This is a genomic window from Bacillus sp. GbtcB10 (assembly GCF_019091365.1).
GTDB classification, from domain to species: Bacteria; Bacillota; Bacilli; order Bacillales; family Bacillaceae; genus Bacillus; species Bacillus altitudinis.
On sequence record NZ_JAGXJP010000001.1, the window covers coordinates 1,001,600 to 1,015,717 of the forward strand.

General features: G+C 43.6%; 13 protein-coding genes. 10 read left to right on the forward strand and 3 right to left on the reverse strand.

What is annotated here, in order from left to right:
- Positions 1-33 precede the first annotated feature (33 nt).
- The 5 genes from glcD (at position 34) to KVT11_RS05325 (ending at position 6,556) form a co-directional block, all read left to right on the forward strand.
- Positions 34-1,443, forward strand: coding sequence for a glycolate oxidase subunit GlcD (gene glcD, locus KVT11_RS05305; RefSeq protein ID WP_017359510.1), 1,410 nt, complete (start codon positions 34-36; stop codon positions 1,441-1,443).
- Positions 1,440-2,780, forward strand: a complete 1,341-nt coding sequence (locus tag KVT11_RS05310; RefSeq protein WP_017359509.1) for a (Fe-S)-binding protein — start codon at positions 1,440-1,442, stop codon at positions 2,778-2,780. Before glcD ends, KVT11_RS05310 begins: the two co-directional genes overlap by 4 nt.
- A 78-nt stretch (positions 2,781-2,858) precedes the next feature.
- Positions 2,859-4,346: a spore germination protein gene (locus KVT11_RS05315; RefSeq protein WP_017359508.1), complete on the forward strand. Its 1,488-nt coding sequence runs from the start codon at positions 2,859-2,861 to the stop codon at positions 4,344-4,346.
- Between the two features lie 12 nt (positions 4,347-4,358).
- Positions 4,359-5,459: a GerAB/ArcD/ProY family transporter gene (locus KVT11_RS05320; RefSeq protein ID WP_017359507.1), complete on the forward strand. Its 1,101-nt coding sequence runs from the start codon at positions 4,359-4,361 to the stop codon at positions 5,457-5,459.
- On the forward strand, positions 5,456-6,556 hold the full coding sequence (locus KVT11_RS05325) for a Ger(x)C family spore germination protein (protein WP_231131710.1): 1,101 nt from the start codon (positions 5,456-5,458) through the stop codon (positions 6,554-6,556). Before KVT11_RS05320 ends, KVT11_RS05325 begins: the two co-directional genes overlap by 4 nt.
- 43 nt (positions 6,557-6,599) lie before the next feature.
- Here the strand turns inward: KVT11_RS05325 and KVT11_RS05330 are convergent, their stop codons facing one another.
- Complete coding sequence (locus KVT11_RS05330; protein WP_008346618.1) at positions 6,600-6,830, reverse strand: excisionase family DNA-binding protein; 231 nt, start codon at positions 6,828-6,830, stop codon at positions 6,600-6,602.
- 167 nt (positions 6,831-6,997) lie between these two features.
- Between KVT11_RS05330 and KVT11_RS05335 the strand changes: the two genes are divergently transcribed.
- From KVT11_RS05335 to uptA, 3 genes are read left to right on the forward strand one after another with little or no spacing between them, the layout of a single operon-like run.
- A complete protein-coding gene (locus tag KVT11_RS05335; RefSeq protein WP_025207470.1) occupies positions 6,998-7,405 on the forward strand; it encodes a GtrA family protein in 408 nt (135 codons plus the stop codon).
- Positions 7,406-7,409: 4 nt separating this feature from the next.
- Positions 7,410-8,291 (forward strand): UTP--glucose-1-phosphate uridylyltransferase GalU, encoded by an 882-nt coding sequence (gene galU / locus KVT11_RS05340; protein WP_017359504.1) that lies wholly within the window; start codon positions 7,410-7,412, stop codon positions 8,289-8,291.
- Positions 8,292-8,344: 53 nt separating this feature from the next.
- Positions 8,345-8,947, forward strand: coding sequence for an undecaprenyl phosphate transporter UptA (gene uptA / locus KVT11_RS05345; RefSeq protein ID WP_007499192.1), 603 nt, complete (start codon positions 8,345-8,347; stop codon positions 8,945-8,947).
- Between the two features lie 39 nt (positions 8,948-8,986).
- On the opposite strand, the gene KVT11_RS05350 is transcribed toward uptA, so the two are convergent.
- Positions 8,987-9,808: a uroporphyrinogen-III synthase gene (locus KVT11_RS05350; RefSeq protein WP_035391809.1), complete on the reverse strand. Its 822-nt coding sequence runs from the start codon at positions 9,806-9,808 to the stop codon at positions 8,987-8,989.
- A 148-nt stretch (positions 9,809-9,956) separates the two neighbouring features.
- Here KVT11_RS05350 and KVT11_RS05355 point away from each other — a divergent pair, with 148 nt between their 5' ends.
- Entirely contained in the window at positions 9,957-10,577 is a 621-nt protein-coding gene (locus KVT11_RS05355; protein ID WP_017367404.1) for an acetate uptake transporter, read from the forward strand.
- 38 nt (positions 10,578-10,615) lie between these two features.
- Here the strand turns inward: KVT11_RS05355 and KVT11_RS05360 are convergent, their stop codons facing one another.
- Positions 10,616-11,635 (reverse strand): LLM class flavin-dependent oxidoreductase, encoded by a 1,020-nt coding sequence (locus KVT11_RS05360; RefSeq protein WP_039963626.1) that lies wholly within the window; start codon positions 11,633-11,635, stop codon positions 10,616-10,618.
- 184 nt (positions 11,636-11,819) lie between these two features.
- Here KVT11_RS05360 and KVT11_RS21525 point away from each other — a divergent pair.
- Positions 11,820-14,118 (forward strand): beta strand repeat-containing protein (locus KVT11_RS21525; protein WP_483297932.1); only part of this gene is annotated, 2,299 nt, incomplete at its 3' end.

Here is a 14,118-nt window from a genome sequence, read left to right on the forward strand (position 1 = left end):
AACGAGACGTTAAATGAGCGGGAGTGATTGTATATGCTAGATTCAGAATTTTCAAATCAATTAAAAGAGATTGTCGGTGCGCCCAATGTCCAAGACAGCAAGGCGGATCGTCTTGCCTACTCTTATGATGCGACACCAAATTTTCAACAGATGCCAGATGCGATCGTGCGGCCTCACACGGCTGAAGAAGTACAGCAAATTGTGAAACTGTGCGCCTCATACAAGGTGCCGATCGTCCCAAGAGGCTCAGGGACGAATCTGTGCGCAGGAACATGCCCTACTCAGGGCGGATTGGTAATTCTCTTTACTAGAATGAATCAATTATTAGAAATAGACGAAGAAAATTTAACCGCAACGGTGCAGCCTGGCTTAATTACGCAGGAATTGATTCATCAAGTAGAGGAAAAAGGTCTCTTCTACCCGCCTGATCCAAGCTCTATGAAAATTTCCACATTAGGCGGCAATATTAACGAAAATTCAGGGGGGCTGCGGGGGTTAAAGTATGGAGTGACAAGAGATTATGTCCTTGGGCTTGAAGTGGTTTTGCCAAATGGTGACATCATCAAAACAGGCGGAAAGCTTGCAAAAGATGTCGCTGGATATGATATGACTCGATTGTTCGTTGGTTCAGAAGGAACACTCGGGATTGTCACAGAAGCGGTGCTAAAGCTCCTGCCGCTTCCAGAAACGAAACAAACAATGCTTTGTTTATACGAAAGCCTTGAAGAAGCTGCGACTTCTGTATCGGCCATCATTGCTGAGCGTATCATTCCTGCTACATTAGAATTTATGGATCAGCCGACCCTTGAAGTCGTTGAAGATTTTGCAAACATCGGCCTGCCTACTGACGTTCAAGCTGTGTTATTAATTGAACAGGACGGCAACCCTGAAGCTGTTTCTCGTGATATCCAAAAAATCGCAGAAGTCTGTGAGCAGCACGGGGCTAAAAGCGTCAAGATCGCACATTCAGAAGAAGAGGCAAGTGCGCTCTTAACAGCGAGACGCTCTGCTTTATCTGCCCTCGCTCGATTAAGTCCTACAACGATTTTAGAAGATGCTACCGTTCCCCGGTCTGAAATTGCCAATATGGTTCGTGCAATTGAAGACATTGCACGAAAGTACGAGGTGAACATTTGTACGTTTGGTCATGCAGGTGATGGCAACTTACACCCCACTTGTGCGACAGATGCAAGAAATGAAGAAGAAATGAAACGGGTAGAAGCTGCCTTTCAGGCCATTTTTGAAAAAGCCGTTGCCCTTGGCGGCACCATTACAGGCGAACATGGCGTGGGTCTCATGAAAGCGCCCTATTTGGAGCTGAAGGTCAAAAAAGAAGGAATCGCTGCCATGAAGGCGATTAAACAGGCACTTGACCCGGCACATATCATGAACCCAGATAAAGTGTTTGGAAAAGCCTCAAGAAAGCGAGTGGTGGTCTCATGAGTTCTTCTTCTAAGCAAAAAGAGATCCAGCAGCAGTTTCAGGAGCAAATGGATGAAAAGGAGCTGCTTAATTGCATGCGCTGCGGATTCTGCCTCCCTTCCTGCCCTACTTATATTGAATCTGGACAACAAGAAACGCACTCTCCTCGGGGCCGAATTGCGTTAATGAAAGCTGTAAGAGATGGTGTCATTGAGCCAGATGAAGATGTTGAACATTCACTTAATCTTTGTCTTGGCTGCCGTGCGTGTGAACCAGTCTGCCCTTCTGGCGTCAAGTATGGACAGCTGCTAGAAGATGCCAGAGACATTATTCAACAACATAAAAAACAATCATTTCCCGTCAAATTGATGAGACGTGTTGTGTTTAAAGGTCTCTTTCCGTCACAACGTCGTATGCGACAAGCTGCTAGTTTTCTTCGATTTTATCAAACATCTGGTCTGCAAACAGCCGCCAGGAAGACGCGCATACTGAAGGTGCTTCCCTCCCATTTACAGTTGATGGAACAGGCACTTCCAAAGGTGCCGCCTCAAAAGAAAAAACGTTTGAATGAATATAAAGCCATTGGTCAGGCAAAAAAACGGGTGGCGTTTTTTACTGGCTGTTTAATGGATACAGTTTTCTCAAACACAAACAAAGCGACCATTCATCTCTTGCAGCTGGCAGGCTGTGATGTGATCGTTCCTCCTATACAAACGTGCTGCGGCGCGCTACATGGTCATAGCGGAGAAAAAGACCAAGCAAAACAGTTAGCCAAGCGGAATATTGAAGCATTCGAGGAAACAGATGCCGATGCGATTGTCATGAACGCGGGCGGCTGCGGCGCCTTTTTAAGTGATTACGGTCATTTGCTTCAGGATGATCCAGATTTTCAAAAACGAAGTAAAGCCTTCTCACAGAAAATAACCGATATATCAAGCATCCTTGTGGAGCTGGAGTTTCACCGCCGCGTGCCACTGGCTTTGCCAGCGCAAGTGATCACCTATCAAGACTCCTGTCATTTACGAAATGGGATGAATGTACAACAGGCGCCGAGGGTGCTCATGAAAGCCATTCAAGGGGTAACGTTTAAAGAAATGAAAGATGCCGGCCGCTGCTGCGGATCTGCAGGAATCTACAATATCTTGCAGCCAGACATGTCGATGCAAATTTTAGATCATAAAATGACTGAAGCGAGCAACACAGCTGCAGCTGCCATTGTGACGTCGAATCCAGGCTGTCAATTACAAATGGCAGCTGGCGTCAAAAAGGCAGGACATATGCCTAGCATGAGAGCGATTCATCTGGCTGACTTTTTATTAGAAGCCGTTCAACATGGAAAAAAAGCGTCCAGTTCATGAAGCTGAACGCTTTTTTTATGCATATCTTCAGATGATCGGTTGGATAATAGAGGCAAATCACGGAAGGAGATGGTTCAAGTGCTGAAGAAAAACAAATCAAAACAGAAAGACCCGAATTCAGTATTTGAAGCATTATCGCGCTCTTCTGATTTTATCAATGAATTATCAAGTTCCGGAGGTTTTCTTTACAGAATTTCTTTTTTTCGATCTTTAATTAATGGCAATCTCCTTCATGAACAAATCTTGCCTTTTATTCAACAATTGCATCTGACACCCACCCTTGAAGAGCTGAAAGAACACATCCCAATTGAACAAGCTGTGATTACGAGTGACCTTCAAAAAGTGGAAGAAGCTCTTCATCGAGGCAGTATTGCTGTTCGAATTGAGACAGACTGGGGCAAAGCGCTCCTTTTGCCGATTGAAGAAAAGAAAGGCAGACAAGTGAGCCAACCTGAGATTGAATTCGGAATCATTAGTGCGCAGGAAGCATTTGTGGAAGGGCTGGACACAAACTTAAACTTGATTAGGCGCAGGCTGCCCACTCCTGACCTTAAAGTAGTTGAACACACAGTTGGTACCCTTTCTCAAACGAAAGTAGCCGTTGTATACATAGAGAATATCGCCAATCCGCAGAACATTGAAACCGTTCTTCAGCGGGTTCAAGATGTTGACTACGACCAAATTCTAGATTCTAATTATCTTGCGCAAATGCTTTATGATGTGTCCAATACAATCTTTCCATTGTTTTTAAATACAGAACGGCCAGACAGGGTTTCCTCAGGTTTAACGGAAGGAAAAATAGCCATTATGGTTGACGGTTCGCCACATACCCTGCTTGCACCTACAATTTTACTCGAGTATTTTTCTACAATGGAAGACTATAACATGTCTTGGATCGCAGCATCCTCCTTTCGGCTGTTACGCATTTTTGCTGTAATATTTTCTATTTTTGCAACCCCTTTGTATGTAGCTGTTTTAACGTTTCACTATGAACTGATTCCCAAGGACTTATTAGAAACGATTGTCGCATCACGCTATCTCGTGCCCTTTCCGCCTATTATTGAAGCATTATTTTTAGAGATATCGATTGAGCTGCTTAGGGAAGCCGGGTCCCGCCTTCCTGCAAAAGTCGGACAGACGCTCGGGATTGTTGGAGGTATTGTGATCGGACAGGCTGCGGTTGCAGCGGGATTAACAAGTAATATTTTGCTCATTATTGTCGCATTATCAGCTCTTGCCTCTTTTGTCACTCCTATTTATAAAATGGGGACAACCATTCGTCTCTTACGTTTCCCATTCCTTTTTGCTGCACAAGTGTGGGGAGCGCTAGGGATTTCGCTAATGGGGGCTTTTCTTCTTACACATTTAATGAAATTAACGTCTATAGGCCAGCCTTACTTAGAGCCAATCTTTCCACTTCGATTGGCCGATTTAAAAGGTAGTTTGATTCGGCCCCAACTCCGCTTTTTGAAAAAACGTCCAGAAAATTTACGGCCGCAAAATGAAACGATACACCGCCAAAAGCCAAAGCAAGGCCGTAAGGGGAAAAATGATTTTTATGAATAAGGAAGTGAAGGCATGAGCTCTTCTTCTGTGAAAGAAAAATTTCAAGTATCCCCTTTTTTTGTGTTTTTTCTGATCAATGCCAATCAAGTTGGTGTTGGTATTTTAAATTTCCAGACGAATCTTGTCCGGTCCATCAATAATGATGGATGGATCGCCATTTTAATTGCTGGTGCAAGCGTCAATTTGATGATCTTCCTCATTTACTTTTTGTTTAAAAAAGCACCTACTGACGAATTTAGTGACATTACGCAATCTGTGTTTGGTAAATGGCTTGGACAATTCATCAACATTCTCTACATTTTGTATTTTTCTTCATTGTCTTTGATTGTGCTTGTTCATTATATGGATGTAATCCATGTTTGGCTGTTTAAAGAAATTCCCGGTCTTCTATTTGCATCAGTGCTGCTCATCCTCGTCTATTACATTCACACAGGCGGATTTAGAACAATCGCTGGCTGGGCATTCTTTAGCATTGTCCTAACGTACTGGATGACCTTTATCTGTTTTTATGTCATGAAATATAGTCACATCCGCTTTATGTTCCCCATGTTTGATCATTCATTTTCACAACTCATGATGGGGGTCAAAGATGCCTCTTTATCCATGTTTGGTTTTGGAACATTGCTTGTCTATTATCCCTTTATTAAAAAAGCACAAACGTCGCAAAAATTTGCACATATGGGAGTGTTGCTGACTACATGCCTGAATTTGCTTGTATTTCTCGTCTCTATAGCGTACTACTCAAGTGCTCAGCTCGAACTAACGAAATGGCCAACATTGACATTAACCAGCATTGTCAAACTTCCGTTTATCCAGCGCTTTGAATTTATTGAAGTGTCCCTATGGCTTTTGCTTATCGTTCCAAATATCGCCATTCCATTATGGGCAGCCAGTAGAATGGCAAAACAAGTGTTTCACACGAGCCAACGCATGACGTTAATTGTTCTCAGCCTTCTCATTCTCGTCATGTTTTCATTTTTGATCGAGGCCACCTCTTTTGAGACGTTTAATAAATGGGTGGAATATAGCGGATATATCCTCATATATGGATTGACTGGATGTATGATCATTGGGCTGCTGCTGAAAAAAAGGTGGGTGAAAAAACGCGCATGAAACATTATATTCTCGTGTGTCTCATGTTATTGAGCCTTTTCTTAACGAGCTGTGCACAGCCTCGTCTCTTAGATGAATTAAGTATCTCGCAGGCAGCGGGATTTGACTTATTGGATGATGGAGAAATGAAGGGTTTCTTTGTTTTTCCCGTTTTCAAAAGTGAAGAACAAGGCAGTTACCAAATTGTAAGTGCTAAGTCAAATACCATTAGTAATATTCAGTTTCTTGTGTCGGAAAAATCGCCTTTCCCCGTTGTCATGGGACAAGTACTCGTGATCTTAATAAGTGAAAAGCTGGCGAAAGAAGTGGGTATGATTGATTTGATGAATTACATTTATCGTGATCCGATCATTGGGTCCCGTCAAGTATTTGCCATAGTAGGCGGAGAAGTTGAAAATTTGTTGTATACAAAGATGAATCAAACCAACTTAAATATCGGTGTATATCTTTCAGATTTGCTGGCCCAAAACATGCGAAATGGCAATCAACCTGTGACCAATCAGCATATTTTTATGAATCAGATGATGGCAAAAGGCGTGGATGCCTACCTCCCTTACATTAAAAATACAAGCAACTCTATTAAAGTGTCAGGTGTCGCTCTTTTTGATCAAGAAAAAATGGTTGGGCATATTCCAGGGGAAGATACGTTTACGTTTAAAGCGATGATTGAAAATCATAAAAATGGGATTTATGAGTTTCGATTTAATGACACAAAGAAAACCCATGTTGTCATTGAAAATATCAAATCACATGTGTCTTATCACATTAAACCAACTGAAAACCTTTCAAAAAAGCCTCATATCACCATTGATATCAAGCTGAAAGGTGAGTTGAAAGAATTTATGAAATCAAAAAAAATCGATACGCCTTCTATCTTGCAGCATGTTGAAAAAGAAGTGGAGAAGCGTGTGGCCCAGCAAGGAAAAGACCTTGTTCAATCCTTTAAAAAGCAAAAAATTGATCCACTTGGACTTGGTTTGAGATATCGTTCTAAAGATAAAGCCATGACACCGGAGAAATGGCAAAAAATCTACCCTGATGCAGATGTCCAAGTGAATTGTCATATGAACATTGTCCAAACGGGTGTCAGCCAATAAAAAAGACTGTATGAAAAGGTTCTCCCTTCTCGTACAGTCTTTTTTAATCTTCATCTTTTACGTCCGGGTCCTCAGGGATTGGTTCATTTAAGATGTCTTGAATGAGCTCTTTATATTGTTCTAGCTGTTTCATATGGGTTTGAAACTGTCCTTGATAAATGAGATACGATTCCCCGTCAAATACGTAACGAATCTTTTTTTGCTGGATTAATTTTTCAACATATGCTTCTGATACTTCTAAGTATTCAGCTGTTTCTCCAATTGTTAAATACATGCATGTGCACCACCGTTCGTTTCATCTTACAAATTATATCACGAGCTGGTGAAAAAACAGATATCGCTTGTTCATGTTTTTTTCATCTTTTCTTCACTGATTCGTCAACTCGCTTTTGTACAGTATTCATACACCCACTCAAACACTAGGAGGTGATGATCCTTCGCATGACAAAGAAAAATATTCGGACCTATGCCGCATTTTTAACTGTAGGCGCTAGCAATACGATGATTGACTTTCTGTTCTTCTTTTTTTTAACTGCTTGCTTTGTTCCCTCTTTTCTTGCACAGTGCCTGTCCTATACCGCAGGAATGCTGAACAGTTATGTTTGGAATCGAAAATGGACGTTCCAAGTGAAAAAGAAAGCTGACAAGTGGGAATGGATCAAGTGGGCCACAGTCAACGGCGCAGCGTGCCTTCTCACCTATGTTGTCTTATATGTCATGCAGCAAGCAGGTTTCTCATTATTCATTAGTAAAGCGATCGGTACCCTTCTTGGCATGATGATCACTTTTACTGGAAGCCGCCTATGGGTGTTTCCATCAGAAAATAAACCATCAGAAATGGAGCGATGATTCAATGAATATCAAAAAAGCCGTTATACCAGCAGCCGGATTAGGCACACGTTTTTTACCCGCAACGAAAGCACAGCCAAAGGAAATGCTGCCGATTATCGACAAACCCGCTATTCAATACATAGTTGAGGAGGCTGTTCAATCAGGCATTGAAGATATACTAATTATCACAGGAAGAAATAAAAAATCAATTGAAGATCACTTTGACCGTTCGATTGAGCTAGAACACACGTTGCTTGAAAAAGGGAAAAATGAACAGTTAGCTGAAATCAAACATATTGCGGATATGGCCAATATTCATTATATTCGTCAAAAGGAGCCCTTAGGTCTTGGACATGCGGTATTATGTGCACGTCATTTTACTGGCAATGATCCTTTTGCGGTCCTTTTAGGTGATGATGTCATGGTGTCAGAAAGACCTGCACTCTCTCAGCTCATGGAAGTCTTTGAAGACAAACAAAGAGAGGTCATTGGCGTCCAGCAAGTGGATCGTCTAGATGTCAGTAAGTATGGTATGATAAGACCAGCTAGAGTAGACGGTCAAGTGTTTGAAGTCACAGACTTAGTGGAAAAGCCAGCTATTCATGAAGCTCCTTCCGATTTAGCCGTGATGGGCAGGTATCTGTTAACACCATCGATTTTTCCTATTCTACAAGGAATTGAGAGAGGTGCCGGGAACGAAATCCAACTGACAGATGCGCTGAAAATCATTGCACATGAATCACCCATTTATGCAAAACAATTAGATGGGATGAGATTTGACGTTGGTGATAAGCTGGGCTCATTTAAGGCAGCGGCTGAAATTGGATTGATGCGTCATGATATGCGGACAGCCATGCTAGCATATATGCAAAGCATACTCATGAGAGAAGCAAAACAAGCATAGGCTCTTATAAGGATGCTTGAAGAAAATTCGTATTTAAAGGCAGAGTGAAATGAATGGGAACCTTGTTTAATGAAATTTTAACTTGGCTGACAAGCCTTGGTTACGCAGGTGTTGCACTTGGACTGATGATTGAAATTATTCCGAGTGAAATTGTACTTGCCTACGGCGGATATATGGTGTCAACAGGAAGCATTGGATTTGTTGGAGCCGTCATCGCTGGGGTTATTGGAGGAACACTTGCCCAGTGCTTTATTTACTGGATCGGCCTTTATGGCGGAAGACCTTTTTTAACAAAGTATGGGAAGTATTTATTCATCCATGAGCATCATATTGCCACGGCAGAACGCTGGTTTGACCGATATGGAACTGGTGTCGTATTTACAGCTCGTTTTATCCCAGTCGTGCGCCACGCGATCTCAATTCCAGCTGGTATTGCAAAGATGCCATTTCTCAAATTTGTTCTTTTGACCGGATTAGCCGCCATCCCTTGGTCCATCCTATTTATTTACCTTGGAATGCAGCTTGGGACAAAATGGGACCACATTCAAAGTGTCGCTCACACGTATACAACACCAATTATGGTCATTGCCATCGTTCTCATCGTACTGTATTTCGTTTTGAAAAAAATTCGCACAAATCGAAAACGGACAATCTAACGAAAACGCCTTTCACTCGTCATGTGAAAGGCGTTTTTTCTATGCGTGCGTCGATTGTTTTTTCATATATTGAGATAATTCCATAATCATTGCACCCATTCTTTCAAGTGAAGGGGCTAGAATTCGGCTTATCCCCTCTTCTTTTAATGCTTCAGCTGTGACTTTTCCAACAGCTACAGCTAATACATTCTGCTCGAATAGATGTTGCAGTTCTTCTTTTTTGTCCCATTCTTCTGCTAGTTTGAAAAAGGCATGAACCTGAACAGCGGTTGTAAAACAAACGGCATGGACCTTCCCTTCTTTCATTTCTTGAAGCAAAGTGTCCGCCGCCTCTGGTTCAGGGGGCGTGTGCTGATATGGCATGAGCTGCAAAACGTCTGCTCCCTTGTGATGTAAAAAATCAATGAGAGCTGGTGCATTTTCGCCGTGAAGCTGCACCATGACCCGTTTACCTTGAAGTTCTTTGTCTTCTAACTTTGAAATGAGGTCACGAACGGTTCCATCTTCATCAGAAACATCTGGCTGAATGCCGTGTTTTTTTAGAGCCGCAAACGTTTTGTATCCTCTTGAAGCGATATGGGCACTTGATAAAATGTTCATAAAAGCTTCTCCAAGCTGCAGCTCTTCTGCACTTTCAATTAATGTGTCTGTGCCGATACCCGTTGTTAAAATGACCCAGTCAGCTCCCTTCTTTACAAAGGTTTCTATGCCTGGCTTCAATTCCTCTTTGGCTAAAAATACAGTGCCCTGAAGAGAACGAATAACAGCTTGTCCTCCTTGCTTTTCAACAAGTGTACGCATTTCTTCTGTTTTTCTTGTTCCGCATATGGCAATGGTCTTTCCAGCTAAGCCTTTACTCATTCTCATCCCTCTTTTTCTATCACATGTATGATGTATTGTATTAAATATAGATTTATTTGGAAGACGTTGCAAGTGTCTACTAAAAAAGAGCTTGACGTTTCTATCGAATTCGAGTATCTTTTGTAAGTGCAAATTGTAGGAGGTCATTATGGAAAAACAGAATGTTCAAGCAATTCGATTATCAATCGCTGACCCAACACCACTTGGTTTGTTTGGTTTAGCAATGGTGACGCTTGTTGCGTCTTCACAAAAACTAGGAATCACAGATGGCACATCTCTTATTTTACCTTGGGCTATCTTCCTTGGAGGAATCGCGCAGCTGATCGCGTCCATACAAGATTCAAAGCATCATAATATTTTTGGAGCCACTGCCTTCGGCGCATTCGGTCTTTTTTGGATGGGTGTTGGAACCACTTGGCTCATTCAAGCTGGCGTTTTTGGGAAAACGCTTGCGGGAGCTGCGGACTCAAAACAACTAGGTTTTGCTTTTATTGGTTATTTGATTTTCAGCTTATTTATGACGATCGGTGCAATGGAAACACATAAAGTATTGTTTTTGATTTTCGTCTTTATTGATTTCTTATTCATTGGCCTGTCTCTAAGCTCGTTTGGTGTGATGTACGATGTGACTCATACGATGGCTGGTATTGCAGAATTGATTATTTCTCTTCTTTCATTTTATGGTTCTGCAGCTGTTGTGCTGAATACACATTTTGGTCGTACAGTACTGCCAGTTGGACAACCATTTCGCGTGTTTACTAAAGCATAAATAAAAAAGAACTGCTCTTGGCAGTTCTTTTTTTATTCTTATTTTTCTTGTTCCTCTTGAAATATCTCTGCAATGATTTCATAAGAACGCATTCTTTCTTGATGGTCAAACATATCAGAATTAATCATGACTTCATCTGCTTGAGTTGCTTCAATAAAGGCTTCTAACTCTTTTTTCACCTTTTGTTTATCCCCGATCATCGTCGAACTTAATTGTTCGTCCACCATCGCCTTCTCATATGGACTCCATAACCCATCCATACTTTCAACAGGGGCTTTGAGTTTTCCTGGTGTATTACGAATAAGGCTCAAAAATCGCTGATAATGAGACGTCGCCAAATATTCAGCCCGCTCTGTTTGATCAGCAGCAAAAACCGTGACACCAACCATCGCATAAGGTTCTTTTAACACATCTGAAGGTTGAAATGACTGTCTGTATAATTCTAAAGCAGGAATGGTATTTTTAGGGGAGAAATGTGCGGCAAAGGCAAATGGCAGTCCCAGTTCTCCTGCAAGCCTTGCACTAAAACCACTTGAACCAAGAAGCCAAATCGGGATATCCAATCCTTCTCCCGGAACGGCTCTTACATGTTTTTTGATCTGACCAGTCGGTTTGAAATATTGCCGAAGTTCTTCAAGCTGCTCAGGGAAATCCTCACCATTATGAAGATTACGTCTAAGTGCCCTTGCCGTTAACTGATCTGTTCCTGGTGCCCTGCCAAGACCTAAATCAATTCTCCCTGGATACAAAGTCTCCAGTGTTCCAAATTGTTCTGCAATGACGAGTGAAGAATGGTTTGGAAGCATAATCCCCCCAGAACCAACCCGGATCTTTTCAGTCCCTCCAGCAATATGTCCAATCAAGACGGATGTTGCTGAACTCGCAACCCCTTCCATATTATGATGCTCCGCAAGCCAATATCTATGGTAGCCCCACTTCTCAGCTTTTTTTGCTAAATCCATACTATGCTCAAATGATTCTTTAATTGTGCCCCCCTCTGTTACAGAGGATAAATTTAACACGGAATATGCTGTGTGTTGTAAAACTGATTGACTCATACATGCTGCCCCATTTCTTTCAAAAATCATACTAGTTTCATTCTTTCAACACCATAACATAAAACGATTTAACTTTTAAATGATTTGATTCGATGAACTTCGAACTAAAAAATATCATTAAGCTCAATTCCGCTTTTTAAATTTCCACATAGAATAAAATATTAACTTTTAGGAGATGGGGAATTTGTATAACCAGTACGATAACAAATGTCCCTTTTGCGGAAAAAATCATGATTGGCAACCTCATTACAGAAAATCTCGTCACGATAGACCTACATTTGATGATTGCCCTCTTCTTAAACGAGAATGTAAAAAGAAAAAAGTTGTTAAACATCACAGCACTTGTGCTAAAGCAAAAGGACGAAAAAAAGCAAATAATAAGATTGTAAAAAGAGGTTCTACTGGTGATACTGGGCCTACCGGAGTTACTGGAGCTACTGGTCCTACCGGTGCTACGGGTGCGACTGGTGTAACTGGTGATACCGGGCCTACTGGTGCGACTGGAGATACTGGAGTAACTGGTGCCACTGGTGTAACAGGTGCTACTGGTCCAACAGGTGCCACCGGAGTTACTGGATCCACTGGAGATACAGGGCCTACTGGAGCCACTGGTGTAACTGGTGATACCGGTCCAACAGGTGCCACCGGAGTTACTGGAGCTACTGGAGATACCGGGCCTACTGGTGCGACTGGTGTAACTGGTGCGACTGGGCCTACCGGTGCCACCGGAGTTACTGGATCCACTGGAGATACCGGTCCTACTGGTGCGACTGGAGTTACTGGAGATACCGGGCCTACCGGTGTAGGATTAACAGGAATTGAAGCGTTTGATCCGGTAGTAAGTCCTACTTACCCGGTAGGGCAAGTAGTGACCTTTAATGGCAGTACGTATGTAGTAAATACTGCACCACCGACAGGTACACCAGATACTTCCCCAGACTACACATTACTGGCTGCAGCAGGATCAACTGGAGATACTGGAGTAACTGGAGATACCGGACCTACCGGTGCTACTGGTGTAACTGGTGATACTGGTCCTACCGGTGCGACTGGTGTAACTGGAGATACCGGTCCTACTGGTGCCACTGGAGATACCGGGCCTACCGGTGCGACTGGTGATACTGGGCCTACCGGTGTAGGATTAACAGGAATTGAAGCGTTTGATCCGGTAGTAAGTCCTACTTACCCGGTAGGGCAAGTAGTGACCTTTAATGGCAGTACGTATGTAGTAAATACTGCACCACCGACAGGTACACCAGATACTTCCCCAGACTACACATTACTGGCTGCAGCAGGATCAACTGGAGATACTGGAGTAACTGGAGATACCGGACCTACCGGTGCTACTGGTGTAACTGGTGATACTGGTCCTACCGGTGCGACTGGTGTAACTGGAGATACCGGTCCTACTGGTGCCACTGGAGATACCGGGCCTACCGGAGCCACTGGAGATACCGGACCTACCGGTGCGACTGGTGATACTGGGCCTACCGGAGCCACTGGTGTAACTGGAGATACTGGGCCTACTGGTGTAACTGGAGATACCGGACCTACCGGTGCGACTGGTGATACCGGGCCTACTGGTGCTACTGGTGCGACTGGAGTAACTGGAGATACCGGGCCTACCGGAGCCACTGGTGCTACTGGTGCTACTGGAGATACCGGGCCTACTGGTGCTACTGGAGTAACTGGTGCGACTGGTCCAACCGGTGCCACCGGAGTTACTGGATCCACTGGAGATACTGGGCCTACCGGAGCCACTGGTGTAACTGGAGATACCGGTCCTACCGGTGATACTGGAGTAACTGGTGATACCGGAGCCACTGGTGCTACTGGTGATACCGGACCTACCGGTGCGACTGGTGATACTGGGCCTACCGGAGCCACTGGTGTAACTGGAGATACTGGGCCTACTGGTGTAACTGGTGATACCGGACCTACCGGTGCGACTGGTGATACCGGGCCTACTGGTGCTACTGGTGCGACTGGAGTAACTGGAGATACCGGGCCTACCGGAGCCACTGGTGCAACTGGTGCTACTGGAGATACCGGGCCTACTGGTGCTACTGGAGTAACTGGTGCGACTGGTCCAACCGGTGCCACCGGAGTTACTGGATCCACTGGAGATACTGGGCCTACCGGTGCCACTGGTGTAACTGGAGATACCGGTCCTACCGGTGATACTGGAGTAACTGGTGATACCGGAGCCACTGGTGCTACTGGTGATACCGGACCTACTGGTCCAACCGGTGATACTGGTGCAACTGGAGATACTGGAGTAACTGGAGATACCGGACCTACCGGTGCTACTGGTGTAACTGGTGATACCGGACCTACTGGTCCAACCGGTGATACTGGTGTAACTGGAGATACTGGGCCTACTGGTGCCACTGGAGTTACTGGAGATACTGGTCCAACCGGTGATACTGGTGTAACTGGAGATACTGGGCCTACTGGTGCCACTGGAGTTACTGGAGATACTG